At 69.8% G+C, this 25,834-nt stretch carries 24 protein-coding genes; 8 read left to right on the forward strand and 16 right to left on the reverse strand.

The annotated features are described in order from the left end of the window. Positions 1-4: 4 nt before the first annotated feature. The 5 genes from QO011_RS11190 to QO011_RS11210 all read right to left on the reverse strand — a co-directional run bounded on the left by QO011_RS11190 (position 5) and on the right by QO011_RS11210 (position 5,544). Positions 5-1,054, reverse strand: a complete 1,050-nt coding sequence (locus tag QO011_RS11190; protein ID WP_307271641.1) for a phosphotransferase — start codon at positions 1,052-1,054, stop codon at positions 5-7. Between the two features lie 74 nt (positions 1,055-1,128). Next, positions 1,129-1,974, reverse strand: coding sequence for an ABC transporter permease (locus tag QO011_RS11195; protein WP_307271644.1), 846 nt, complete (start codon positions 1,972-1,974; stop codon positions 1,129-1,131). 1 nt (position 1,975) lies between these two features. Continuing rightward, positions 1,976-3,217 (reverse strand): ABC transporter permease, encoded by a 1,242-nt coding sequence (locus QO011_RS11200; RefSeq protein ID WP_307271647.1) that lies wholly within the window; start codon positions 3,215-3,217, stop codon positions 1,976-1,978. Between the two features lie 64 nt (positions 3,218-3,281). Beyond that, positions 3,282-4,370 carry an ABC transporter substrate-binding protein gene (locus QO011_RS11205; protein ID WP_307271649.1) on the reverse strand — a complete coding sequence of 363 codons (1,089 nt, stop codon included), beginning with the start codon at positions 4,368-4,370 and terminating at the stop codon, positions 3,282-3,284. A gap of 46 nt (positions 4,371-4,416) precedes the next feature. After that, a complete protein-coding gene (locus tag QO011_RS11210) occupies positions 4,417-5,544 on the reverse strand; it encodes an ABC transporter ATP-binding protein (RefSeq protein ID WP_307271652.1) in 1,128 nt (375 codons plus the stop codon). Positions 5,545-5,828: 284 nt separating this feature from the next. Between QO011_RS11210 and QO011_RS11215 the strand changes: the two genes are divergently transcribed. Beyond that, complete coding sequence (locus tag QO011_RS11215) at positions 5,829-6,608, forward strand: IclR family transcriptional regulator (RefSeq protein WP_307271655.1); 780 nt, start codon at positions 5,829-5,831, stop codon at positions 6,606-6,608. 19 nt (positions 6,609-6,627) lie between these two features. On the opposite strand, the gene speB is transcribed toward QO011_RS11215, so the two are convergent. Both speB and QO011_RS11225 read right to left on the reverse strand, forming a co-directional pair. Continuing rightward, positions 6,628-7,584 carry an agmatinase gene (speB, locus tag QO011_RS11220; RefSeq protein ID WP_307271657.1) on the reverse strand — a complete coding sequence of 319 codons (957 nt, stop codon included), beginning with the start codon at positions 7,582-7,584 and terminating at the stop codon, positions 6,628-6,630. Between the two features lie 23 nt (positions 7,585-7,607). After that, a complete protein-coding gene (locus tag QO011_RS11225) occupies positions 7,608-8,936 on the reverse strand; it encodes an aspartate aminotransferase family protein (RefSeq protein ID WP_307271659.1) in 1,329 nt (442 codons plus the stop codon). A gap of 169 nt (positions 8,937-9,105) precedes the next feature. Here QO011_RS11225 and QO011_RS11230 point away from each other — a divergent pair, with 169 nt between their 5' ends. The 3 genes from QO011_RS11230 to QO011_RS11240 are packed head-to-tail and all read left to right on the forward strand — an operon-like array spanning position 9,106 to position 12,532. Next, positions 9,106-10,479, forward strand: a complete 1,374-nt coding sequence (locus tag QO011_RS11230) for an aminotransferase family protein (protein WP_307271664.1) — start codon at positions 9,106-9,108, stop codon at positions 10,477-10,479. Continuing rightward, a complete protein-coding gene (locus tag QO011_RS11235; RefSeq protein ID WP_307271666.1) occupies positions 10,479-11,747 on the forward strand; it encodes a Zn-dependent hydrolase in 1,269 nt (422 codons plus the stop codon). The genes QO011_RS11230 and QO011_RS11235 overlap by 1 nt, the downstream gene beginning before the upstream one ends. Beyond that, positions 11,744-12,532: an SDR family NAD(P)-dependent oxidoreductase gene (locus QO011_RS11240; protein ID WP_307271669.1), complete on the forward strand. Its 789-nt coding sequence runs from the start codon at positions 11,744-11,746 to the stop codon at positions 12,530-12,532. The genes QO011_RS11235 and QO011_RS11240 overlap by 4 nt, the downstream gene beginning before the upstream one ends. 8 nt (positions 12,533-12,540) lie before the next feature. Here the strand turns inward: QO011_RS11240 and QO011_RS11245 are convergent, their stop codons facing one another. From QO011_RS11245 to QO011_RS11260, 4 genes are all read right to left on the reverse strand, one after another. Then, a complete protein-coding gene (locus QO011_RS11245; RefSeq protein ID WP_307271672.1) occupies positions 12,541-13,770 on the reverse strand; it encodes an amidohydrolase family protein in 1,230 nt (409 codons plus the stop codon). After that, positions 13,767-15,323, reverse strand: a complete 1,557-nt coding sequence (locus tag QO011_RS11250) for an amidohydrolase family protein (protein WP_307271675.1) — start codon at positions 15,321-15,323, stop codon at positions 13,767-13,769. The genes QO011_RS11245 and QO011_RS11250 overlap by 4 nt, the downstream gene beginning before the upstream one ends. Positions 15,324-15,578: 255 nt before the next feature. After that, complete coding sequence (locus QO011_RS11255; protein ID WP_307271678.1) at positions 15,579-16,514, reverse strand: DUF1989 domain-containing protein; 936 nt, start codon at positions 16,512-16,514, stop codon at positions 15,579-15,581. Further along, positions 16,511-16,675, reverse strand: a complete 165-nt coding sequence (locus QO011_RS11260) for a ribbon-helix-helix protein, CopG family (RefSeq protein WP_307271680.1) — start codon at positions 16,673-16,675, stop codon at positions 16,511-16,513. Before QO011_RS11260 ends, QO011_RS11255 begins: the two co-directional genes overlap by 4 nt. Before the next feature lie 184 nt (positions 16,676-16,859). On the opposite strand from QO011_RS11260, the gene QO011_RS11265 reads away from it, so the two are divergent. From QO011_RS11265 to QO011_RS11275, 3 genes are all read left to right on the forward strand, one after another. After that, entirely contained in the window at positions 16,860-17,606 is a 747-nt protein-coding gene (locus QO011_RS11265) for a GntR family transcriptional regulator (RefSeq protein WP_307271683.1), read from the forward strand. Beyond that, complete coding sequence (locus tag QO011_RS11270; protein ID WP_307271687.1) at positions 17,603-18,289, forward strand: flavin reductase family protein; 687 nt, start codon at positions 17,603-17,605, stop codon at positions 18,287-18,289. Before QO011_RS11265 ends, QO011_RS11270 begins: the two co-directional genes overlap by 4 nt. A 192-nt stretch (positions 18,290-18,481) precedes the next feature. Then, on the forward strand, positions 18,482-19,585 hold the full coding sequence (locus tag QO011_RS11275) for a BMP family ABC transporter substrate-binding protein (RefSeq protein WP_307271688.1): 1,104 nt from the start codon (positions 18,482-18,484) through the stop codon (positions 19,583-19,585). Between the two features lie 19 nt (positions 19,586-19,604). Here the strand turns inward: QO011_RS11275 and mmsB are convergent, their stop codons facing one another. From mmsB to galE, 5 genes are all read right to left on the reverse strand, one after another. Next, positions 19,605-20,501 carry a 3-hydroxyisobutyrate dehydrogenase gene (gene mmsB, locus QO011_RS11280; RefSeq protein WP_307271690.1) on the reverse strand — a complete coding sequence of 299 codons (897 nt, stop codon included), beginning with the start codon at positions 20,499-20,501 and terminating at the stop codon, positions 19,605-19,607. 13 nt (positions 20,502-20,514) lie between these two features. Beyond that, complete coding sequence (locus QO011_RS11285) at positions 20,515-21,546, reverse strand: enoyl-CoA hydratase/isomerase family protein (protein WP_307271692.1); 1,032 nt, start codon at positions 21,544-21,546, stop codon at positions 20,515-20,517. Continuing rightward, positions 21,543-22,691: an acyl-CoA dehydrogenase family protein gene (locus QO011_RS11290; protein ID WP_307271695.1), complete on the reverse strand. Its 1,149-nt coding sequence runs from the start codon at positions 22,689-22,691 to the stop codon at positions 21,543-21,545. The genes QO011_RS11285 and QO011_RS11290 overlap by 4 nt, the downstream gene beginning before the upstream one ends. Before the next feature lie 18 nt (positions 22,692-22,709). Beyond that, a complete protein-coding gene (locus tag QO011_RS11295) occupies positions 22,710-24,065 on the reverse strand; it encodes an acetyl-CoA hydrolase/transferase family protein (protein ID WP_307271698.1) in 1,356 nt (451 codons plus the stop codon). A 278-nt stretch (positions 24,066-24,343) separates the two neighbouring features. Continuing rightward, entirely contained in the window at positions 24,344-25,339 is a 996-nt protein-coding gene (gene galE / locus QO011_RS11300; protein ID WP_307271700.1) for a UDP-glucose 4-epimerase GalE, read from the reverse strand. Between the two features lie 228 nt (positions 25,340-25,567). Between galE and QO011_RS11305 the strand changes: the two genes are divergently transcribed. Then, on the forward strand, positions 25,568-25,810 hold the full coding sequence (locus QO011_RS11305) for a hypothetical protein (RefSeq protein WP_307271703.1): 243 nt from the start codon (positions 25,568-25,570) through the stop codon (positions 25,808-25,810). The last annotated feature ends 24 nt before the right edge of the window (positions 25,811-25,834 follow it).

Raw genomic sequence — 25,834 nt, forward strand, 5'->3', positions numbered from 1 at the left:
GTCGTCAGTCTCCGTCGCGGGCCTGAAGGATCAGGTCCCTGATGTCACCGGCAGGATGGGCGGCGAGGCGGTGCAGCCCGGCGAGCGCGCCGGCATGGTTGCGCAGGATATAGGCGCTGCTTTCCGGCTTGAGCCCCGCCCGCCACTCCGTGATGACGATGGTCATGGCGAGGCGGGCCGCGATCAGGCCGGGCAGGATATCCGCCTCCACGTCCGAAAGGCGGATGGCGCCGGCATAGCCGCGCAGCAAGGCTTGCAGCGTCTCGAGCCCGTCGGGCCGGCCGATGTGATAGGCGAGCGCCACGGCGGGGTCGTTGACGCGCGGCGCCTGCACCATGTCGCCGAAATCGATGATGCCGGTCACACGGTCGGGATCGGCGGCATCGACCAGGATGTTGTGCGGGTTGAAGTCGTTGTGGATCACCTGTCGCGGCAGGGCGCCGTGCACCGGCAGGATCTCGCGCTCGAAGGCGTCGAGCACGCGGGTCACCTGCAGCCGGCGTTCGGGATCGACATGGCCGACCAGGCGGCGCAGGTCGAGCGTGTGGGTGATGTCCCAGAGCAGCCTGGTCTCGGGCGGCGCGCCGGCATAGTCGGCGAGGCCGCGGCCGATCCCGCCCAGCGCCACGCCGATGGCGTGGGCCTGGGCCAGGCTGCGCGGCGCGGCGTGCAGGGGCCGGCCGTCGAGGTAGGTCAGCAGGCTGGCGATTCGCCGCGTGCCGTCGGCGAAGGGCACGGCGCCGTCGCTCCCGTCCAGCCGCGGCACGACCTGCGGCACCGGCAGGCCCGGCGCCTGCGCCGCCAGATGGCGCAGCGCGCCGAGCTGGAAGGCGATGACCGCCTCGCGCTCCGCCGGGTTGGCGATCTTGAAGATGGCGCGCCGGCCGCCGGGCGCCTCGGCCAGGAAGGTCTGGTCGCGCTCGCTGGTCAGCGTCGAGAGCCGTGCCGCAAAGCCGTAGACCGCGTGCAGCGCCGCCTCCGCCTCCGGAACGGGGATCGGCGCCCATTGCGCCGTCAGCACGTCGTCGGCCCCGCCCGTGGAGGAATCCGGCATGTCGCTCCCCTCTTCCGCCGGCCGATCCGGGCCGCCGGCCATCCATGCCCTCGACGGGGCCTCCGGCACAAGCCTCATGCCGGCGTGCGTCCCCGGCCGAGCCGGCGCAGCAGGCCGACGCAGGCGAGCAGCAGGACCGAAAGCGCGATGAGCAGGGTCGCCACCGCCAGGATGGTGGGGCTGAGCTGCTCGCGCAGGCCGACCCACATCTGGCGCGGGACGGTCTGCGTCTCGCCGCTGCCGATGAACAGGGTGACGACGATCTCGTCGAGCGAGCTGCCGAAGGCGAAGATCGCGCCGGACACCACGCCGGGCGCGATGATCGGCAGCGTCACGCGGCGCAGGATCGTCACCGGGCCGGCGCCGGATATGGCGGCGGCATTGACCAGCGTGGTGTCGAACTTGGACAGCGTCGCCGTCACGGTGATCAGCACGAAGGGAGCGCCCAGCACGGTGTGGCTGAGGACCAGGCCGGCGAAGGTGCCGACCAGGCCGAGCCGCGCGAAGACGAAATACATGCCCGCGCCGGCGATGATCAGCGGCACGATCAGCGGCGAGATCAGCAGCGCCGTGACGGCCTGGCGGCAAGGCATCTGCGGCCGCGACAGCCCGAGCGCCGCGAGCGTCCCCAGCACGGTGGCGAGCAGGGTTGAGACCGTCGCGACGATCAGGGAATTCACGGCCGCGGACCGCCAGACCGCACTGCCGAAGAAGTCCTCGTACCAGCGCAGCGAGAAGGCGGCGGGATCGAGCGTCAGCATGCCGCGGCTCAGGGTGAAATAGGGCTCGGCGTTGAAGCTGAGCGGGACGATCACCACCAGCGGCAGGATGAGGAAGGCGAACACCAGGCCGCAATAGGCCAGGAAGCCCGCATGGAGCAGCCGCTGGGCCGGGCCGGCATGATCGGGAAGCAGGGCCATGTCAGCCGCCCACCCGGATCCGGTCGGCGCCGACGGCACGGACATAGACGAAGTAGAGCACCAGCACCCCGGCCAGCAGCAGCGCCCCCAGCGCCGAGGCGAGGCCCCAGTTCAGCGATTCCCGGACGTGGTAGGCGATCATGTTGGAGATCATCTGGCCGCCTTCCCCGCCCAGCAGCGCCGGGGTGATGTAGTAGCCCAGGGACATGATGAAGACGAGCAGGCATCCCGAGACGATGCCGGGCGCGACCTGCGGAACATAGACCCGGCGATAGGCCAAGGCGCGCGAGGCGCCAAGGGATTCGGCCGCGCGCATGTAGACCGGAGGAATGGTGCGCATGACACTGTAGAGCGGCAGGATCATGAACGGCAGCAGGATATGGGTCATGGCGATGACCGTGGCGCGGGCGTTGAAGATCAGCGCCAGGCGGTCGCCGTCGTCGAGCAGGCCGAGGCCGACGAGCGCATCGTTGATAACGCCGTTGCGCTGCAGCAGCGCCATCCAGGCGGCGGTGCGCACCAGCAGCGAGGTCCAGAGCGGCACGACCACCATCAGCAGCAGGATGCCGGCCGTCCGCGGCGCCACGTTGGCGATGAGGTAGGCGACGGGGTAGCCCAGGGCCAGGCAGAGCAACGTCACCAGCAGGCCGATCCACAGGGTGCGCAGGAACAGCGGGGCGTTGACGCGGTAGTCCGGCGCCACGGCGGCGATCTCGCCGGTGGGGCTGCGCTTGAGATCGAGCGCGGCGAGGAGGTTGACCATGGTCGGGACCGCGCCGACGTCGCGGATCGCCGCCCAGATCTGCGGCGAGCGCCAGACGGGATCGGCCGCGAGGATGCGCGGCGTCGCAGGCCCCTCCCCGGCCGCGGCTGCGGCCGTGCGGCGCAGGATGCGGCGCAGGCCGGCCACCTCGAAGTTGAGGCGCGCGCCGATGCGCTGCACGCTGTCGTCCGCCTCGGCCTCGCGCAGGTCCAGCGCCAGCGCGTCGAACACCGCGTCGGCCGGCTGCGAGCGGCCGTCCCAGCCGCGCAGGGCCTGGACGGTCCGCGACAGGCCGCCGGCGACCGGCGCCTCGTCGACGGCGTTCCACAGGAGATAGCCGATCGGCAGCACGAACAGCGCGAGCAGGAACACGAGGAGCGGCAGCACCAGGAGGACGGCGGCGCGCCTGCGGCTGCCGGACCCGGCCACCAGGGACCGGCGCAGGGATCTGGGAGACGGTTCGACGAGCACGGCGGTCATACCGATCGGTCCTCGGAGCGTGGAGGGATGACGGCCCGGCCTCGCCGCCGGGCCGTCGCGCAGGTCAGCCCCGCGCGAGCCAGGCGGCGAAGCGCTGGTTCAGGGCATCGCCGTGCACGGCCCAGAATTCGGCGCTCAGCGCCAGCGCATTGCCAAGATGATCCGGCGATGTCGGCAGGAAGGGCTTCATGTCGATGCCGAGCTCGGGATTGACGCCGACGAAGGCGGCGGAGGAGCGGCGCGAGGGGCCATAGGGGATCAGCGTCCCGGTCTTGCCCTGGATCTGCGGCGTCATTGCCGCGACGACGAACTTCTCGGCCAGCGCCTTGTTCGGCGCGCCCTTGGGAATGACCCAGCCGGAGCCCTCGAGGATCTGGCTGTCCCAGAGGATATCCAGCGGCTTCTTGTCGGTCTGCTGCGCCGAGAAGATGCGGCCGTTCCAGGCCACGCTCATGACGACCTCCTTGTCGACCAGGAGCTGGGGCGCCTGCGCGCCCGCATCCCACCACACCAGGCTGCCCCGGATGGTGTCGAGCTTGGCGAAGGCGCGGTCCTGGCCCTCGGGGGTGGCGAGCACCTCGTAGACGTCGGCGGCAGGCACGCCGTCGGCCATCAGGGCGAGCTCCAGGGTGCGGCTGGCGTTCTTGTAGGCGCCGCGCTTGCCGGGAAAGGCCTTGAGGTCGAAATAGTCCGCCAGCCTGGACGGCTTGGCGCCGGAAAAGGCCGTCTCGTTATAGGCGACGACCATCGCCACGTTGACGGCGTTGATGAAGCATTCCGACCGCGAATCCGCGATGAGGTCCTTGTCGGCGGGCGTGCCGTCCGGCGCGTCGGTCAGCTTGAGGCCGTCCAGCCGCTCGAGGAGGCCGTCGTCGCAGGCGCGGACCGCGTCCGTCGGCTCCATGTCGACCACGTCCCAGGTGACCTTGCCGGCCGCGACCTGGGACTTCAGCTCGGCGACGCCGCCGGAATAGCTCTCGCGCTTGATCTTCGTGCCGGTCGATTGCTCGAAGGGCTGATAGATCGCCTTGTCCTGCGCAGCCTGGTAGGCGCCGCCCCAGCCCACGACGGTGAGGCTGTCCTGGGCGCCGGCGGCGGCTGGCGGTGTCACCGCAAGGGCGACGGCGAGCAGAATACGGCGTGACGGTCTCATGGTGTTTCCCTTTCTGGCATGGCAGGCCCCCGGTTTCCCCGGCGGTTCAGGTTGACGATGCGATCGCGCGGCAGTCGCCGGCGCAAAAGCCGATCCGGATCGGCCGGCCGGCCTCGAGCGAGGCTTCGGTCCGGCGGCCGTGCAGCTTGAGGACGAAGGCGTCGGAGCCGCCCGTTTCGACGCGCAGGCGGACATGGTCGCCGGTGAAGGTCGTCTCGCACAGGCGGCCGACGAGCTCGTTGTCCACGGTGCCGGGCGCGGGATCGAGGACCACCGCCTCGGGCCGCACCCAGAGCGAGACCGGCTCGCCGACCGTGGCAATGCCGGCGGTCACGGCGCGGATCCGCCCTTCGCCGGTCTCGAGCGCCGCCACCAGGCCGCCGCGGGCCGCCTCGACCACGCGGGCGCGCAGGCGGTTGTTCTCGCCGATGAAGCCGGCGACGAAATCCGTGGCCGGCTCGTGATAGAGCGTCTGCGGCGCGGCGAGCTGCTGGATCCGTCCCTCGGCGAACACGGCGATCCGGTCCGACATGGTCAGCGCCTCGGACTGGTCGTGCGTCACGTAGACCATGGTGACGCCCAGCCGGCGATGAATGTGCTTGATCTCGTATTGCAGATGCTCGCGCAGCTGCTTGTCGAGGGCGCCGAGCGGCTCGTCGAGCAGCACCAGCTTCGGCTCGAACACCAGCGCGCGGGCGAGCGCCACCCGCTGCTGCTGCCCGCCGGAAAGCTGGGCCGGCCGGCGGTCGGCGAGGCCCTCCAGCTTCATCAAGTCGAGCATGCGGCCGACCCGGGCGGCGATCTCGCTGCGGGCCAGCTTCCGGACGTCCAGGGGAAAGGCGATGTTCTCCCCCACGCTCATGTGCGGAAACAGCGCATAGTTCTGGAACACCATGCCGATGCCGCGCCGTGCCGGCGGCAGGTGGTCGATGGCCCGGCCGTCGAGCTCGATCGAGCCGCTGCTCACCGGCTCGAAGCCCGCCAGCATCATCAGGGTCGAGGTCTTGCCCGACCCGGACGGCCCCAGCAGCGTCAGAAATTCTCCGCGCCGGATGGCGAGATCGAGATCGTCGACCACGAGCCGGCGGCCGTCATAGGTCTTGCGGACGCCGCGGAAACGGACGACGTCGCCGGGCGGGTCGAGGCTGGCCCGAGGGGAGCGCGGTTCACGCATGCCATCGTCCGCGCGGCCGGCGCGCGGCGGGTCGATCCTGTTCTGCACAGCGGTCACGGACACCCCTCTTTATTTTCCATTTTTCGGAATGTATTGTCATTTTTCGGATTTCACGACAGCTCCACGCGAATGTCAACCGCGTTCGCTCCAGCCGGGCGCATCAATCCTGGGCAGAAGAGCAGAAGAAGCGGCCCAAACACGGAGAGCACCTCTGTGCTGTTCGGCAAGCCTCTGATAGACCTCGACAAAGTGGGAATCGGCCCTTGAGCGCAGATGACAAGAATTTGAGCAAGACCGTGCAGGAGAAGGAGCCGGGCTCGGCGCCGCTGCGCCGGGCGGCGACCATTCTGGATGCCGTCGCTGCGGCGCGTGAGGGCGTGCCCCTGCAGCACATCTGCGATGCCGTTGGCCTGCCGGTGTCGACGACCCACCGGCTGCTGCAGAGCCTGCTGGCGATCGGCTATCTCGCGTTCGATGCGGAACGCAAGCGCTACCGGATCGGCAGCCGCCTGGTGCGGCTGGTCCATATCAGCCAGGACACCGCCACCATCAAGATGCAGGCCGACCCGCTCCTGACCGCCCTGGCCAACCGGTTCCGTCAGACCGCCTTCCTGACGCAGCTCGTCGGCGAGGAGCTGGAGCTGGTCACCTATGCCCTGCCCGACGAGCCGCTGGGCTCGGCGATCTACCCCGGCGGACGCTTCCCGATCCACGCCACGGCGACGGGCAAGGCGACCTTCGCCTTCCAGCCCGAGGCCGTCGTCGACCGGCTGCTGCGCCGCCCGCTGGAGAAGCTCCAGCCGGCGACGCTCGCCGACCCCGAGGCAGTGCGGCGCGAGCTGGAGACAGTGCGCCAGCTCGGCTACGCGGTGATCGATTCGGAGTTCGATCCCGGCGTCTTCGCCATCGGCTGCCCCGTGATCTCCGCCAGCGGCAGCGTCACCTTCGCCGTCGCCCTGGTGGGCCTCGGCGAGAACATGCGCAACGACCACACGATCGAGGCCTATGCGGCTGCGCTGAAGGCGACCGCGCGCGATCTGGCGACCTTGATCGCGCGGGCCTGAGGACGGCTCCCCGCCCGCCTCAGCGCCGGGCCGCCAGGCTGTCGGCGATGACGCAGAGCAGCTCGAACATCAGGTTGGCGGCATTGAGCTGGGTCTGGCCGGTCGGATCGAACATCGGCGCCACCTCGCAGATGTCGGCCCCGACCAGGTGCTTGCCGCGCAGCGAGCGGATCATCATCTGTGCGTCGCGCACCGAGAAGCCGCCGACCTCGGGGACCCCCGTCCCCATCGCATAGGCCGCATCCAGGCCGTCGATGTCGAAGGTCACGTAGGTCCTGCCACTGCCGGTCACCCGGTCGATCTCCGCGATCACGGCGTCGCGGCCGATCGCCTCGAACTCGTCCATCGTGACCAGCCGCATGCCGACCCGCTCGCCATAGGCGACGTCGTCGGCGCTGAAGCGACTGCCGCGCAGGCCGATCTGGATGGTGCGCCGCGGATCGATCAGAGTCTCCTCCACCGCCCTGCGGAAGGTGGTGGCGTGATTGACCCGGGTTCCCAGGAGCTCGTCGAGCGTGTCCGCATGGGAATCGAAATGGACGATGCCGACCGGGCCGTCCTTGGCGATCGCCCGCAGGATGGGCAGCGGCACGGTATGGTCGCCGCCGATGCTGATCGGCACGCTGCCGCTGCGGTGCAGGTCCTCGTAGAAGCGCTGGATCAGCTCGATCGAAGCCGCCATGTCGAGTGGATTGATCGGGGCGTCACCGATATCCGCGACGTTGCAGAGCGCGAAGGGCGCGATGCCGCTGGTGGGATGGATGCGGCGGATGGCGCGGCTGGCCTCGCGCACCGCGGCCGGGCCCTGCCTCGCGCCCGAGCGATAGTTGACGCCCATGTCGAAGGGCACGCCGACCAGGGCAATGTCCACCTCGGCGTTCACCTCGTGCCGGGGGAGCCGGAAGAAGGTGGCGATATCGGCGAAGCGGGGCGAGCGCGAGGCGTCGAGCGGCTGGAAGCGCAGATCGTTTCTCATGATCGTCTTTCTTGAGCTGATGGTCAGTCGATGAAGATGTCGCGGTGCTTGAGGACTGCGCGTTCCAGAGCGCCGGCCAGCGCCTCGCAGTCGGCGTCGGTGATGGCCAGGCTGAGCGCCATGTAGCCGCGCCGGGCGAGGTAGAAGCCCTCCTCGACCAGCGCGAGGAACAGGATGTCGCGCAGGCGCAGGTCGACCTGCTCCGCCTCGCGCGGCGTGCGGACCGCCGGCCTCCGCGGATGGATGGCGATCATCGATCCCTGCCCGGTGCAGGCGAGCCGCGCTCCGAGCCGGTCGAAGAGCGCATCGAGATGCAGGCGCAGGCGGTCGCCGCGGGCGTTGAGGTCGTCGCAGGCCTGCGGCGTGAAGATCTCGGTCAGGGCCGCCAGGCCGACCTTCATCGTCAGCGAATTGTTGTTGTAGGTGCCGGCATGGGGCAGCGCGCCCGGACGGGTCGGGTCGAAGCGCTCCATGATCGCCCCGACGCCGCCGAAGGCGCCGAAGGACATGCCGCCGCCGACATATTTGCCGAAGGTCTTGAGGTCGGGCTGGATGCCGAGCCAGGCGCTGTAGCCCTTGGGGCCGAGCCGCGACGTCATCACCTCGTCGAAGATCAGCACAGTGCCGTGCTGGGAGGCGCGCCGGCGCAGCAGCGACAGGAACGCCGCGCTTCCCGGCACGCAGCCCGTGCCCCATAGCGGCTCCACCACGACTGCCGCGAGCTCATCGCCGCAACGGTCCAGCAGCGCCTCGGTGCCGGCGACGTCGTTGTACTCGCCCAGGACGATGTCGTAGGGCGCGTTCACCGGCGTGCCGCCGCCGGCGAAGGACAGGACGCTGCCGTGATAGGCGCCGTGGAAAGCCAGGATCCGGCTGCGCCCGGTATGGGCCCGGGCGGCGCCCAGCGCCATCAGGTTGGCCTCCGTCCCCGAATTGGTGAAGCGGACGAGATCCAGATCGAACCGCCGGCACACCGCCTCGGCGAAGGCGATCTCGTCGAGATGATGGGCGCCGAGATTGAGCCCGGTGGCCAACGCCTCGGCCACGGCGCGGTGGACCCGTTCATGCGAATGGCCGAAGAGGCCGGCGGAATATTCACCGAGAAAGTCGGTGTAGCGCAGGCCGTCGGCGTCGGTGAGGACCTGCCCTTCGCCGGACACCATGCGCAGGGGAAAAGGCCGGTGGAACAGCACCGTGCGGGTGTTCCCTCCAGGCATGACCCGGCTCGCCTCGGCGGCAAGGCGCTGTGAGACCGGACGTTTGGCGGCGAAGGCCGCGCAGGCGCTTTCGAGCGCAGTGGCGACGGCATTGTCGTGGCGGTCGACGCTACGGCTCTCACCTGGATGGTTCATATGGCTTCTTTCATTTAACAGAAATGATTTCCATTTTTTGAGATTCTCTAATGGCCCACCGTCATGCCGTCAAGCGGTTCGACGGATGTCGGAGGCTGGATTGACAGGGGTCGTCGCGCGTGCCTACTTTCCAAAAAATGGTATCAGTTTCTTTTTTATGGAAACAAGAATGACCCATCCGACCTGGCCGACGCGGGGCGGCCCGCAAGACCTGTTCTATGCCCGGAGCAACACGCGCGGCCTTCCGACCATCGTCCGCGGCGAGGGCATCTTCGTCTTCGACAAGGAGGGCAACCGCTATATCGACGTCGTCTCCGGCGCCTTCACCGCGGCCCTGGGCCAGGGCAACCGGCGTGTTCTGGAGGCGATGGTGCGGCAGGGCGAGACGCTCAGCTATTCCTACGTCCGGGTGGCCCGGCACGAGCCCAACCTGGAGCTGACGCGGCGCATCGCCGACCTCGCTGGTCCCGGCTTCGAGCGCTGTCACCTGACCTCGGGCGGCTCCGAGGCGGTCGAGATGGGCATCAAGTTCCTGCGCCAATACGCGCTGGCCAAGGGGATGCCGGCCAAGACGCGCGTCATCACCCTGATGCCCTCCTACCACGGCGGCACGCTGGCCACGCTCGGCTGGACCGGGGACGAAGATATCCCCGCCGTCTGGCACGGCATGACGGTGCCCTCGGCCAAGATCCCGGCACCCCTGTCCTATCGGCCGAGCGCCGGGGTCTCGGCGGAAGACGGCGCCCGCGCGAGCGCCGAGGCCCTGGAAAGGACGATCCTGGAGATCGGGCCCGACCGGGTGCTCGCCTTCATGTTCGAGCCCGTCGGCGGCCAGTCGACGGGCGCCAATGTGCCGCACGACCTGTTCTTCCGGGAGGCCCATCGGATCTGCCGGCGCCATGGCGTCTTCCTGGTCTATGACGAGGTCATGGCGGCGGTGCGCACCGGCAGCTTCCTGGCGGCGCAGCGCCGGCCGGACTGCCGCCCCGACATCGTGATCACCGCCAAGGGGATCGGTGCCGGCTACGTGCCGATGGGCGTGATGCTGGCGCCGGCGACGATGGTCGACGAGCTCGCCGGGCTGACCGGCTTCAACCTGTCCCACACCTACAACGCCAACCCGATCGCCTGCGCCGCCGGCGCGGCTGTCGTCGACGAGATCGTCGAGCGCGGGTTGATCGCAGCCGCCGTCACCGTCGGCAACCACGTCCGGCAGCGGCTTGAGGCCCTGAAGGAGCGCTCGCCCATCGTCGGCGACGTCCGCGGGGAGGGCCTGCTGCTGGCGATCGAATATGTCCGCGACAAGCGCACGAAGGCGACTTTCCCCGATGCGATCTATGCCAGCGACCGCAGCCGCCAGATCGGCCTGTCGCACGGCTTGATGCTGTATGCGCGGCGCCAGAACGGCGGGCGCTTCGGCGAATGGTCGATCGTATCGCCGCCCCTGACGATCACGCTGGAGCAAGCCGACGATCTCGTCGATCGCCTGGAGCGCACGCTCGCCGACTTCACCGACGAGATGGTGCGAGAGGGAGTGCTGTGATGGCGACCGACCGGCCGATCCCGACCGTTCCGGCGGTCGATGGCAATCGCCTCTGGGACAGCCTGACGGCGATGGCGGCACTCGGGGCGACCGCGAAGGGCGGCTGCCGCCGCGTCGCCTTCACCGACGAGGACAGGCGCGGCCGCGACCTCTTCCGGTCGTGGTGCGAGGTGGAGGGCCTGCGTGTCAGCGTCGACGTCTTCGGCAACATGTTCGCCCGCCGGCCCGGGCGCAGCAACCTGCCGCCAGTGCTCGTCGGCAGCCATCTCGACACGCAGCCCACCGGCGGCCGGTTCGACGGCGTCTATGGCGTCCTCGCCGGCCTGGAGCTCGTCCGCACCTTGAACGCCGCCGGCATCATGACGGAACGGCCGATCGAGATCGTCAACTGGACCAACGAGGAAGGGGCGATCTACCGCTCGATGATGGGCTCGGAGGTCTTCACCGGCGCACTGGCGCTGGAGGAGGCGCTGGCGCTCGTCGACCTCGACGGCCGCCGGCTCGGCGATGCCCTGGATGCGATCGGCTATCGCGGCACGGCCGGGCTGTGGTCCTATCCCGTGCACTGCTATTTCGAGGCCCATATCGAGCAGGGGCCGGTGCTGGAGGCGCACGGCACGACCATCGGCGTCGTCACCGACGGCATCGCCTTCCGCCGCTACGCCATCACCATCGAAGGCCGGGAGGCCCATGCCGGCCCGACGCCGATGGCGCTGCGCCGGGATGCGATGGTGACCGCCGCGGCGCTCATCGGGGCCACGCACGCCCACGCGCTCGAGGTCGAAGGCGCCAGGGCGACCTTCGGCTACCTGAAGGCTCATCCCGGCGTGCCCAACACGCTGGCGGGGCGCGTGGAGATGAGCGCGGACCTGCGCCACCGCGAGGACGAGATGCTCGACGGCCTGGAGGAGCGCCTGGCGGCCGATCTGCAGCGCGTCTGCGCCGAGCAGGGCACCAGCGCCACGCTGCGCCGTGTCGTCACCTCGCCGCGCGTGCGGTTCCATCCTGCCCTGCGCCGACGGGTCGCGGAGGCGGCGCAGGCACTCGGCTACAGCCGGGAGGAGATCGTCAGCGGCGCCGGGCACGATGCCTGCAACATCGCGCGCCGCATTCCGGCTGCGATGATCTTCATTCCCTGCAAGGACGGCATCAGCCACAACGAAGCCGAGAGCGCCGAGCCGGCGGACTGCGAAGCCGGCTGCAATGTCCTGCTCCATGCCGTGCTGGCGGCTGCGAACGACACGACCGCGCTGGAGGCTGCGCCATGAGCGCTCCCCGTCCCGTCGCCATCGTCACCGGCAGTTCCTCGGGCATCGGGGCCGCCGCAGCCCGGCGCCTGGCGCGGGCGGGCTTCGACGTCGCCGTCACCTATTCCCGCAACGCGGACGGGGCGCGGAGCACGGCGGCCGCCTGCAAAGCCGAGGGTGCCGCCGCGATCGTCGTGCGGGGCGACGTGTCCGTGGATGCCGATTGCCGCGCCATCGCCGCCGCGGCCGCGGCGGCCTGGGGGCGCATCGACGTGCTCGTCAACAATGCCGGCACCACGCGCTATGCCGAGGCCCGTGACCTCGACGCCCTGGATGCAGCCGATTTCCAGCATGTCTTCGGCACCAATGTCACCGGCGCCTATCAGATGGCGCGCGCCGCGGCGCCGCACCTGAGGGCAGCGCCGGACGCGGCCATCGTCAACGTCTCCTCTCATGCCGGCTTCTCCGGAGCAGGATCCTCGACCGCCTACGCCGCCTCCAAGGGCGCCCTCAACACGCTGACCCTCGGCCTGGCGCGCGCCCTCGCCCCGGCCATCCGCGTCAACGCCGTGTGCCCCGGCTTCGTTGCGACCGACTGGGGCCTCGCCTGGCAGGAGCCGGCCGAGTATGAGGCCTTCCAGCGCCGCGCCGCCGACGTCGCTCCGCTGCGCCGGATCCCGACCGCCGACGGCGTCGCCGAATGCATCGTCTGGCTCGCCACGGCGGCCGCCTTCGTGACCGGCCAGCTTCTGGTGATCGACGGCGGCACCCATCTCACCGTGGGCAGCCCGCTGGCCCAGCCCTGACCGGATCGCTAGAGCGGCGGCAGCAGGCTCGGGCTCGGCCGCACGAAGCTCCGGCGCCCTGCCTTGAGGCCGAGCAGCGGCTGGGCGATCTCGCGCACGGCGTCTTCCGGGCTTTCGCAGTCCAGCACGACGAGGTCGGCGGGACGGCCGACGGCGATGCCGTAGCCGTCGAGCCGCAGCAGCCGGGCGGCCGCGGCCGTCACCATATCGAAGCACAGGCGCATGTCCGTGTCGGAGCCGAGCTGCGCGACGTTGGCGTAGAGGTTGGCCATGCGCAGCAGCGAGGCATCGCCGAAGGGCGTGAACGGGTTCAGCACGTTGTTGGTAGCGATCGAACAGGCGATGCCGTGCCCGGCGAGGCGATGGGCCGGCGCCACGCCGCGCGGCACGAGATGGTCGCGGTCGCGGCCGCCGAGATAGAGATCCGTTGCCGGCAAAACAGTGAGAGCGATTCCGGCATCGGCGAGGCGCCGCGCCGCCACCTCGAGCTCGCCCGGCGGCAGGGCCGACAGCTTGGTGACATGGCCGATGGCGACGCGCCCGCCCCAGCCATAGGCATCGGTGAGGCGGCAAACCTCCACCATGTCCGAGCCCGCGGGATCGAGATCGAAATCGAGATGGAGGTCGATATCGACGTCGAAGGCGCGCGCCAGCGCGAAGATGCGCGCAAGCTGCCCGGCCGGGTCGGGATCGATATAGGGGGCGCCGCCGATGGCGTCGGCCCCGGCGTTGAGGGCGGCAGCGAGCAGGTCCTCGCAACCGGGATTATTGGTCAGGCCCTCCTGCGGGAAAACGCAGAGCGTCAGGTCGACGGCCCAGCGATAGTCGCGCTTCAGCGCCGTCAGCGCCTCGAAGCTGGTGAGGCCGACGCGCGGGTCGACCTCGACATGGGTCCGCATCCGCGTCGTGCCCTGGACGATCGCCCGCTCCAGGGTCCGCGTCGCCCGCGCGGTCACGTCCTCGACGGTGAAGCCGCGCTTGGCCTCAGCTACGCTGGCGACGGCCTCGCGCAGCGTGCCGGATCGGCAGGGGCAGCGGTCCAGGAGGCAGGACTTGTCGAGATGGATGTGGGTCTCGACGAAGCCGGATATGGTCAGCCGCCCCGCGAGGTCTTCCTCCTCGCCGCCGCCGGGCAGATTCGGCGCCAGCGCGGCGATGCATCCGTCGGCGATGCCGATGTCGAGGGGGTCGTCGCGATCAACGATCCGAGCGTTCCGGAGGACGAGGTCGAAGCTCATGGCCCGGCAAACCCGTTATAGCGATAGGGGCGTCCCGCCGGATTTTCCGGCCAGGCGCGGAACCAGGCTTCCAGGTGCGGCATCAGCCGGTCGACCATGGCGCGGGCCTGCGCCTCCGCCGGCGTCGGCGGGGCCGCGAGCCGATCCGCGATCTCGCGCAGCACCGCGTCGCGGTCGATCGAGACCACCCTGCCCTGCTCGACCAGCTTGCGGCCGCCGACGAAGACGGTGTCGACCGCCTTCTCCCGCGCCCGCAGCACCACGGCATCGGCGAGCGGCGTGCGCGGGTCGAGAATCGGGCGCGCCACCGCATCCCAGTCGAGCAGGACGATGTCGGCGGCAAGGCCAGGGTCGAGCCGGCCGATCGTGCCGGCAAAGCTGGTGGTCGCGGCGCCGTGCTCGGTCGCCATGCGCAGCACGGCGGCCGGCGACGGGCGCTCGTTCCACAGCCCGGCGCCGCGATGCAATGCCCAGACCAGCCCCATCTCGGTCAGCATGTCGCGGGTGTCGTCGATGTTGGACTGGTCGATGCCGAGCGCCACCGGGATGCCGCGCTTCGTCATCTCCGTGACGGGTGCGATGCCGCTCGCCAGGCGCAGGCCGGAGCTGGCATTGTGGCAGACGAGGCAGCGGTGCTCGGCGAGGAGATCGAGGTCGGCGCCGTCGACCCAGATGCCGTGGCCGAGGGTGAGGTCCGGGCCGAGGCAGCCGAGATGGGCGAGATGGCCGATGGCCGAGCGGCCGGTGCGCCGGCGGGCGAAATCGGCCTGGCGCTCGGTCTCGACCAGGTGCATGTGCAGCTTCGCCCCGTGCCGCCGCGCCGTGTCGAAGATCGCCTCCAGGCAGGTATCGCTGCACCAATGCAGGTTGGCGGGCGCGAGCTGCAGGCGCACCCGCTCAGGGTCGCGCGCCCGCCAGCGCACTGTGGCTGCCTCGAAGAAGGCCATATGGCGCTCGATCGGCGCCAGGGACGCCGCGAGCTCGGCCCGGACATGCTCGGCGACCTCGCCGGGCAGGTCGGCGAGGAACGCGGCGTCGTCCTCATACGTGAGCTGGTTGCGGTCGCGGATCATGAAGGACCAGGAGACGCGCATGCCGATCTCGCCATAGGCGGCGACGACGCCGTCGACCGTCTCGTCCCAGGCGCTCTCCGGCCCGCTGAGACCGCCCTGGATGTGCTGCACGGTGGTGGTGCCGCTCTCCAGCATCTCGATGGCGGCATAGAGCGTGTCGAGGCGGTGGCCGATCCGGCGCATGCCGCGGAACTGCGGCAGCCAGAGCTCGAGGGGGGCGAAGGGCACGCCCATCATCAGCGGCGTCAGGCCGAAATGATGGTGGGCGTTGACCAGGCCGGGGATGGCGACGGCCTGCGGCCCGCCCTCGACGGGCAGCTCGGGATGGCGCGCCAGGAGGTCGACGGTGCCGATGGCGGCAATGCGGCCGTCCACAATATGCAGCACCGCATCCTCGACGACCTCGGCGGCGCCCGAGGCATCGACGCCGCGGATCAAGGCTTTGGTGCGGATCAGGAAGGGCGCGTGGGGGCTCGTCACGATGGGTGTACCTGCTTTCAGGCGCGCCACCGGGAACCCCTCTCCCGGCCGGGAGAGGGGCAGGGGTGAGGGTCTAAACCTGTCAACACTGGGGCTTCCTCTTCCCTCAAGGCTGCGGATCTCCCGATCAGAAAGCGTTTTCTACCAGATTATGACAGTATTCCGCAGAGACAACGCTTGTATTCGCTTCATCCTGAAACGTTTAGTCCCTCACCCCTGCCCCTCTCCCGGCCGGGAGAGGGGTTTCTCCTCGCCTCACGGGTCGCCGATCGCCGGCGCGCCAGCCTCCGCGGCACCGAGGAATCGCTCCTCCCACCAGGTGAACAGCACGTCGCGCAGAGCCGCCCCGTCGTCCTCGCCGTAGACCGGCAGGCGCAGGCGGTCGAGCATCGCCGCCTCCTCCGCCGAGAGCCGCACCTCGACGTCCTCGACGCGGAGCGGCACGTTGACGAATTCGGCGGCATAGGCAGGGTCGCGCTTCAGCGCCCGGTCGGCCTTGATCGCGGCGTTGCGGAAATCGGCGGGCGTGCGCTGGCTGCGCAGGATCGGCACTTTCGGCACGGCGGCGAGGTCGGCCTCGGTCGCCTCGAACACGGTGAGCTTGATCGGCTTCAGGGCAAAATTGCTGGTGCGCATCACGTCGGCGCCGCAGACATTCGGCACGGCCAGCACGTCGGCGAGGGCCAGGAGGTCGGCATGGTCGCCCGGCCTGGTCTCCTGGCGGGTGATCGTGGCGCGGCCGTCGAGCGTCACCTCGGTGCACATGAACAGGTTGAAGCTGTCATGCACGTCGTCGGGCGTCAGGCCGTATTCGCGCTGCGCCTCGGCCTGGATGTCGTGGCAATTGGTGTGGGCGTCGAAGCCGTAGGCGCTCTCGTAGACATAGGCGCTGCAGCGCGGGAACAGCACGTCGTTGCGCCCGACCGTGTCCTCCAGGATGTAGAGCAGCGCCCGCTCGCGCGGCGGCGCCGACCACAGGAACGCGCCCCTGGTCGGGTTGAAGCCGTGCACCGTCCGGGTGCGGCCGCAATGCATGAACTCCTTGTAGTCGTGCAGGTTGAAGCAGTTGAAGTCGACGCATTGCAGGCCCTCGACCTGCTCGATGCGCAGGATCTGGCCGGCCAGCAGCTCCACCGCCTTGCCGGTGCCCGGCTGCATCACCCATTCCGACAGGATGCGGCGTCCGGTCATCGCGAGTTCCCCTGGCCCTGCCTGGCCTGCTTTTCCGCCTGCTCGCGCAGGGCGAGGCGGATGAGGGCCGCCCGGTCCGCCGCCACGCCGCGCGCGACGGTGCGGTCGAGCAGCTCCAGCTGCTGCTGGTTGAGTGTCAGCGTCACGATCCTGTCGCCCATGATCGCCTCCGTCGGCATCGCATCCGGTGCCGCTCCCGCCTCTTTATCCGGCGCGCCATGAGGAATTCGAAGCCCAAATGTTGAGCTGTCGTGCCCAACATTTCCGCATATCGGATACTTGATGATACCGGTCATGTGTACAAGAATTCGATCATCACGTATCCGAGAGAGCATCCACCGGCGCATGTCGAGAAACTCACCCCGGGCCGAGACCGCCTATCAGGCACTCCGGCAGGCGATCATCGAGCAGGCCCTGCTGCCCGGCGCCAAGCTGCCGGAGGACCAGATCGGCTCGCATTTCGGCATGAGCCGCACCCTGGTGCGGGCAACGCTGGCCCGCCTGCAGGCCGAGGGGCTGGTCGATGCGCGGCCCAAGCGCACCGCGACGGTGGCGCAGCCGAGCCTGGAGGAGGCCAAGGCGGTGTTCGAGGCACGTCGGGCGCTGGAGCGGGAGGCCGTGGCCCTGGTGGTCAGGCGCTGGCGGCCCGAATATGGCGCCGCGCTCGAAGGCCATGTGCGGGAGGAGGACGCCGCCAAGGCGCGAGGCGACGAACGCGTCTCGATCCGGCTCGCCGGCGAGTTCCACATCAAGCTCGCCGCCATGTCCGGCAACCCCGTCATCGAGCGCTATCTCGGCGAGCTGGTATCGCGCTGCTCGCTGATCCTGGCGCTGTACGGGCGGCCGCATTCCTCCGAATGCGCCGTCAACGAGCATTCCGCCATCATCGAGGCGCTGCGCCGGCGCGACGCGGCGGGTGCGGTCGCGCTGATGGACGAGCATGTCGGCTCGGTGGAACGGCGCGCCCTCCTCGCCGACGCGCCAGCGGCGGAGTCTGAGCTCGGCACCGTCCTGACGCGCTATGCCGAGGCGATCGAGGCGCGCGGCAGCGCCATCCCCCTGCCGGCCGGCAAGCGCAGGCAGACGCCATGAGCCGGACAACCGAGGCCGCGCATGTCCATTTCGATTTCGCCGCCCTGTCGGCGCGCGACCGCTACAAGCTCCTGATCGGCACGGTCATCCCGCGGCCGATCGCCTTCGTCACCACGGTGGACGAGGTGGGCCGGCGCAACGCGGCCCCGTTCAGCTTCTTCAACTGCCTCTCGGCCGACCCGGCCATCGTCGCCATCGGGGTCGAGAACCATGCCGACATGCGCTTCAAGGACACCGGCCACAACATCCGCATGACGGAGGAGTTCACCGTCAACATCGTCGACGACGCCATGCTCGAGGCGATGAACACCTGCGCCGTGCCGTTCCCGCCCGATGTCGACGAGATCGCGATGGCGGGGCTGACGGCGGTGCCCGGCACGCATGTGCGCTGCCCTCGTCTCGCCGAGGCACCCGCCTCGCTCGAATGCCGGCGCTATATGACGCTGGAAGTCGGCAAGTCGCGCGAGATCGTGCTCGGCCTGGTCCTCGGCTGCTTCGTGCGCGAGGAGGCGGTCGATCCCCTGACCAAGCATGTCGACCAGCGCCGGATGGACGCCCTCGGCCGGCTCGGCGGCCACGGCTATGCCCGCACGCGCGACCAATTCGACCTGCCGACGATGTCGGTCGCCGAATGGGAGCGGCGGCAGGCGGAAAGCCTGGCTCCGGACGCCGCTGCCGAGTGAAACGGCCGGCTTGACCGCGGAAAGACCCGGCGAGCCGCCCGATTCCGGACGAGCTCCCGGCCCGATGCCGGAACGGCTTCGCCGCGCCGGAGGGACTGCCATGCGCCATCGGCCGCAAGAGCCGCAGGCGACCATCCATCGCAGCAACAGCGCCGGCGCGATGCGACCGGTCGCCAAGACAGGGGAACGAGCATGAACGACATCACTCTCACACGCCGCGGCTTCCTCGGCGCCGCCGCCGGCTCCGCGCTGCTGCTCGGAGCGGGGCAGACGGCCCGCGCCGCCGACGGCATCACCATCGGCATGATCTATGTCGGCCCGCGCGACGATTTCGGCTGGAACCAGGCCCATGCCGTCGGCGCCAAGGCGCTGAAGGCCATCCCTGATGTCACGGTGCTGGAGGAGGAGAACGTCCCCGAAACCAACGCCGTCACCCAGACCATGGAGTCGATGATCAATGTCGACGGCGCCAAGCTCTTGTTCCCGACCTCGTTCGGCTATTTCGACCCGTTCATGATCGATGCGGCCAGGAAATATCCCGAGGTCGAGTTCCGCCACCCGACATCCCTCTGGGACAAGGCCAAGCATCCCATGAATCTCGGCGGCTATTTCTGCTACCTCGACCAGGGCCACTACGTGAACGGCATCGCCGCCGGCCTCTCCACCAAGTCCAACAAGATCGGCTTCGTCGCCGCCAAGCCGATCGCGCTGGTGCTCCGCAACATCAACGCCTTCACGCTCGGGGTGAAGAAGGTCAATCCGGCGGCGAGCGTCCATCTCGTCATCACCGGCGACTGGTCGATGCCGGTGCGCGAGGCCGAGGCGACCAATGCGCTGATCGACGCGGGCTGCGACGTCATCGCCTGCCATGTCGACAGCCCGAAGATCGTGGTGCAGACCGCCGAAGGGCGCGGCGTCAGGAGTTGCGGCCACAATGCCGACCAGTCGACGCTGGCGCCCAAGGGGTTCATCACCGGCGCCGAGCTGAAATGGGGCACGGTCTACACCGCCTATGCCGGCATGATCGCCAGGGGCGAAAAGCTGCCCAACGTCAACGAGGGCGGCTACGACAAGGACATGGTGTTCAGCACGCCGTTCGGGGCCAGCGCCACCGAGGCGGCCAAGGTGGCGGCCACCAAGGCCATGGCGGCCGTCAAGGCCGGCGCACCGATCTTCGTCGGGCCGCTGAAGGACAACACCGGCAAGCCGGTGATCGACAAGACGCTGGGCCTCTATGACCCGGCGCTGTGGGGCACGAACTACCTGATCGAGGGCGTGGTCGGGTCGATCGTCTGACCCGCCCGCCGACCCGGCGCTATCGCGCGGGCGCCGGCGCCGCGCGGATGGTCTCGATGATGGCGGAATAATCGAGGGCGACGCCGCCGCCGTCGGCGAAGCGCCGGAACATCTCCATGGCATGGCGGCCGAGCGCCGTGTCGGCGCCGGCGGCCTCGGCCGCCTGCTGCGACAGCGTCAGGTCTTTCAGCATCAGCGCCGTGGCGAAACCGGGCGCAAAGCCGCGGTTGGCGGCGCTCGCCGGCACCATGCCGGGCACGGGGCAATGATGCGTCAGGGCCCAGCATTGGCCCGAGGAGGAGGAGGCGACGTCGAACAGCGCCTGGTGCGACAGGCCGAGCTTTTCGGCGAGCACGAAGGCCTCGCTGATGGCGATCATCGAGATGCCGAGGATCATGTTGTTGCAGATCTTGGCCGCCTGCCCGGCGCCGGCGCCACCGCAATGCACGACCCGGCCGCCCATGGCGTCCAGCAGCGGCCGGGCCCGGGTCACGGCGGCCGCCTCGCCGCCGACCATGAAGGTCAGCGTCCCCGCCTCGGCCCCGGCGACGCCGCCCGAGACCGGCGCGTCGAGGGCCGCCATGCCGTGGCCGACCGCCAGGGCATGAGCCTCGCGCGCCGCCTCGACATCGATGGTCGAGGCATCGATGAACAGCGTGCCGGGATCGGCAGCGCCGAGCAGGGCGTCGCGATAAAGGCCGGTGACGTCGCGGCCGGCGACCAGCATGGTGATGACGACGTCCGCCTCGCGCGCCGCCTCGGCCGCCGAGCCGACCGTCGCCACGCCCGCCTCGGCCGCCGCGGCCATCGCCGCCGGGTTGAGGTCGTGGCCGCGCACCCGGTGCCCCGCCTTGACGAGATTGGCCGCCATGGGCCGCCCCATATGGCCGAGACCGATGAAACCGATGAACGTCATCGCATTGCTCCCGTCATGACAAGCCGAGATCCGGGCCGGCGAAATGGCGCTCGACCTCGGCGGCGGAGACATCCTCCAGCCGGGCGGGCGACCAGGCCGGGTTGCGGTCCTTGTCGACCAGCACGGCCCGCACGCCTTCGGCAAAGTCGGGATCGAAGATGCGCGACAGGGTCAGGCGGAAGTCGCGGTCGAGGCAGGCCTCCAGGCTCGCGGGGCGGCGGCGCAGCGCCGCCAGCGTCAGCTTGAGCGAGCCGGGCGACGCCGCGGCGATCGCCTTGGCCGCCGGCGCCGCCCCGGCCTCCGGCGCGGCGCGCAGCGCGGCCAGGATCTCCTCCACGCTGTCGCCGGCATAGCAGCGGTCGATCCAGGCCCGCGCCGGCGCCAGGGCGCCCTCGCCCGGCCCCTCCGCCGCCGCGGCCAGCACGGCATCGACCTCGGCTGCCGAGCCGCAGGCCGAGAGCCCGCGGATGACCTCGCCGAGGCGGCCGGAGGCGATGCGCCGGTCGGCGAAGCCGCAGGCGATGGCATCATCCGGGCCGAAGCGCGAGCCGGTCAGCGCCAGGTGCGTGCCGAGCTCGCCCGGGGCGTTGGCCAGGAGCCAGGCCGCGCCGATATCGGGATGGAAGCCGATATGCACCTCGGGCAGGGCCAGCACCGCGCGCTCGGTCACCACCCGGCGGGTGCCGTGGCAGCCGATGCCGACGCCGCCGCCCATGGTGGTGCCGTCCATCAGCGCGACCACCGGCTTGGGATAGCGGGCGAGCCGATCGTCGAGCGCATATTCCTCGCCGAAGAAGGCGGCGCAGGTGGCGACATCGCCAGCCCTCACGGCGTCGCGGATCGCCCGGATGTCGCCGCCGGCTGAGAAGGCCGGCCCGGGCGCGGCGTCGATCACCACCACCGCCACCGCCTCGTCGTCCTGCCAATCCGCCAGGGCGGCATCGATCTGGCGGACCATGGCGAGCGTCAGGGCGTTGAGGGCGGCCGGCCGGGCGAGGGTGAGGCGGCCGGCGCGGCCGTCGATGCGGACCTCGACGCCACTCATCGCCGCTCCTCGATCAGGGAACGCGCCACGATCAGGCGCATGATCTCGTTGGTGCCTTCGAGGATCTGGTGCACGCGCAGGTCCCTCACGATCTTTTCGATGCCGGTATCCTGGAGATAGCCATAGCCGCCGAAGAGCTGCAGGGCGTCGTTGGCGACGGCAAAACCCGCATCGGTGCACAGGCGCTTGGCCATGGCGCAGAGCCGGGTGGCGTCGGCGTCCCTGCGGTCGAGCGCCGCCGCGGCGCGCCAGAGGATGCTGCGCCCCGCCTCCAGCTCCGTCGCCATGTCGGCGATGCGGAACTGCAGCGCCTGGAATTCCTCCAGCCGCTTGCCGAAGGCCTGCCGCTCGCCGAGATAGGCGAGCGCCCGGTCGAGCGCGGCCCCGGCCCCGCCGAGCGAGCAGGCGGCGATGTTGAGCCGGCCGCCGTCGAGCGCCTGCATGGCGAAGCGGAAGCCCTCGCCCTCCTCGCCCAGCCGGTTGGCGACGGGCACGGCGCAGTCCTCGAACAGCACGGCGCGGGTCGGCTGGGCGTTCCAGCCCATCTTGCGCTCGTCGGGGCCGAAGGAGAGGCCGGGTGTGCCGCCCTCGACCACCAGCGCGGTGATGCCGGACGCCCCCTCGCCGCCGGTACGGACCATGACGACATAGAAATCGTCGGGGTTGCCGGCGCCGGAAATGAACTGCTTGCGCCCGTTCAGGACATAGGTGTCGCCGCGGCGCACGGCGCGGGTCCTGAGGGCAGCGGCATCCGAGCCCGAATCCGGCTCGGTCAGGCAATAGCTCGCGAGCTTGTCCATGCTCAACAGCGCGGGCAGCCAGCGCTGGCGCTGGTCCGGCGTGCCGAAGGCGTCGACCATCGAGGCCACCATGTTGTGGATCGAGAGATAGGCGGCGACGGTGGGGCAGCCGCCGGCCAGCGCCTCGAAGATCACGGCGCCGTCGAGACGCGCCAGGCCGCTGCCGCCATGCTCGCCCGGCACGCAGATGCCGGCCATGCCGAGCCCGGCGGCGGCTCGCAGCACGTCGACCGGGAAATGCTTGCGGCGGTCCCAGTCCAGCGCATGCGGCGCCAGCGACTTCGCCGCGAAGTCACGCGCCATGGCGCGGATCGCCAGCTGATCCTCGTCCAGGGCAAAGCGCATGAGGTTCCCTCCGCCGGTTCAATCGCCCAGGAAGCCCCGGGGGATGAGCCGCTTCTCATAAGCCTGGCGTTCCAGGTCCTCGCGGAAATCCGGATGAGCGATGGAGATCAGGGCCTTGGCCCGCTCGGCGACCGACTTGCCCTTGAGGTTCACCATCCCGTACTCGGTCACGACATACATCACGTCGGTGCGCGGCGTGGTGACGATATTGCCCGGCGTCAGGCCGAAGACGATGCGGCTGCGCTTGTCGCCGCGCTTGTCATAGGTCGAGGACAGGCACAGGAACGACTTGCCGCGCTGCGAGGCATAGGCGCCGCGCACGAACTGGAGCTGGCCGCCGGTGCCGCTGAGATGGCGGTGGCCGTCGGATTCGGAGGCCGCCTGGCCCTGGAGATCGATCTGGGTGGTGTTGTTGATCGAGACCACCTGCTCGTTGCGCATGATCACATGCGGCAGGTTGGTGTAGTCGACCGGGTGGGAGAACACCTCGGGGTTGCGGTGGATCACGTCGTAGAGCCGGCGCGAGCCGGCCGCGAAGGTCATCACCATCTTGCCGCGATCGATGGTCTTGCGCGCGCCGGTGACGAGGCCGGCCTCGTAGAGCGCGACGATGCCGTCGGTCATCATCTCGGTGTGGACGCCGAAATCCTTCAGACCGCTTTCTGCCAGCATGGCGCAGACCGCGTTCGGCATGCCGCCGATGCCGATCTGCAGGCAGGCGCCGTCCTCGATCTCCGAGACGATCAGGGCGGCGACCTTGCGGTCGACCTCGGTCGGCGGCGGATTGGCGATCTCGGGCGGCCCGTCGCTGTCGCCCGCGATGACATGGTCGACCTCGCCGACATGCACGCCGTTCTGGTCACCATGGACATAGGGCATGGCGGCGCAGGGCTCGACGATGATCGTCCGCGCCCTCTCGGCGATGGCGCGCAGGTAGGTGTTGGCGCCGCCGAAGTTGAAGACGCCGTCCTCATCCATCGGGCAGGTCTTGAGGACGAGGATGTCGACGGGATCGATGAAGCGGCGATAATAGTCCGGCGCCTCGCCGAAATTCATCGGGATATAGGTGCAGTGGCCCTGGTCGTGCTGGCGCCGGTCATAGCCGGAAAAGTGCCAGTTGAAGCAGTGGAAGTGTTCGCCCTCCGGATCGGCTTCGAGGCTGGGGCGGGCGCGCAGGCTGAGGCTGGAGCGGATCTTGACGCCCTTGAGCTCGTCCTTGCGGGCGGCCAGCGCCGCCTCGAACAGGTCCGGCTGCGACAGGCCGAAACCGTAGTCGAGCCACATGCCGGAGCGGACCAGGGCGGCAGCCTCGGCCGCGGAGATGGTGGTGGCCTGCCGGCCGCCGGCCGGCTTGTCGCGCACGAGAGTGCTCACGGCGGTTCCTCCTGCCTTGGATGCGCCCTTTCCCGGCTGCCCCGGTCGCGCGAGCACAGCGCCGGGTTGCGGGCCCGCCGGATCAGGCCGCCGAATGCGTGGCGGCCCAGCCAGGCTGGACCGGCAAAGCCTAAGCAGCTTCTCGTGGCTTTCGCCACGATTGATTTTGCATTTTCAATGCAAAATCAATGCTGCTCAGCTTCTTGAATGTAAGCAGGTTCTCCCGAACCTGCTTAGCGCGAGACGGCGGATCAGGACAGCGGGAAGGCGAGCCCGGCTCACGCTCCGGCGTCGTTGCGCGTCCTCAGCGTCCTCTCCCAGGCCAGGGCGTGGGCGACGATGGTGGGCAGGTCGTCGAGCTGCGGGCGCCAGCCGAGCTCGGAGAGGATGCGTCCATTGCCGGCCACCACGGCCGCCGCATCGCCGGGCCGGCGCGGGGCGAAGGACACGGGAAAGTCCACCCCAGCGACGCGCTTGACCGCCTCGATCACCTCCAGCACCGAATAGCCGCGGCCATAGCCGCAGTTGAAGATGCGGCTCGCCCCGCCCTGCCGGAGATAGGCGAGCGCGGCCGAATGGGCGGCCGCCAGGTCGGAGACGTGGATATAGTCGCGCAGGCAGGTGCCGTCGGGGGTGGGATAGTCGGTGCCGTAGACCTGGAGGCCCGGGCGCAGCCCGAGGGCCGCCTGCACGCCGACCTTGATGAGATGGGTGGCATTCGGCGTCGACTGCCCTGCCCGCCCCTGGGGATCGGCGCCGGCGACGTTGAAATAGCGCAGGATGGCGTAGGCGAGGCCATGGGCACGGCCGGCATCGCGCAGGATCAGCTCCGTCATCAGCTTGGACGTGCCGTAGGGCGATTCCGGCTGCAGCGGCGCATCCTCGGCGACCGGCAGCGTCGCCGGCGTGCCGTAGACGGCAGCGGTGGAGGAGAAGATGAAGTGCCGCACGCCGCCCTTCACCGCCGCCTCGATCAGCGTGCGGGCATTGGCGGTGTTGTTGCGGTAGTAGCCGAGCGGGTCGGCCACCGAGTCCGGCACCACGATCGACGCGGCGAAATGGATGATCGCCCGGACCTCGTGCGCGCCGATGATGGCAGCGACCAGGGCCTCATCGCCGGTCTCGCCGACGAAGAGCGGCACGTCGCCCGGCAGGGCCCAGCGCCGGCCGGTGGAGAGGTTGTCGAGCACGACCACGCGCTCGCCCGCATCGCGCAGCGCATGCACCATGTGGCTGCCGATATAGCCCGCACCACCCGTGACCAGAACCGTCATGCCATTCCCAACGGAGGATTACTGTCGCAAAGCCTATAGATTGTCGGACTTTACATTCCATGAAGCGGCCAAAATGCACCAAACATCCGTCACTGTGTTGTCGCGATCGACGGCTACGTGGTAAACAATCTCTCGGGCGTCGAGATCTGGACCAATGGCTCGAATCATTGGCCTCTCCCGCGATCGGGAGATTCGGCCGACGCTCCTCGCACAGGGAAGGAAGCGATCATGACTGCACTTCCGACCGTACCCGGCCATGTGTTCGAGCCCGGCGAGATGGCCATCCTCGACGAGGCCTTCCGCCTGTCCTGGGAGACGCTCAGCGCCGAGGACGAGCCGCGCTTCCGCGACCGGCAGGGCTACTATGCCCGCGAGACCATCGCCAGGATGGTGATCGGCCGGGCCAGCGCCGGCGAACGCGATCCGCGCGTGCTGTCGCGCGGCATCATCACGGCGATGAGCCTGGGCTGAACCCGCGTCCGGGAGCACGCTGCC

The organism is Labrys wisconsinensis (assembly GCF_030814995.1).
GTDB classification, from domain to species: Bacteria; Pseudomonadota; Alphaproteobacteria; order Rhizobiales; family Labraceae; genus Labrys; species Labrys wisconsinensis.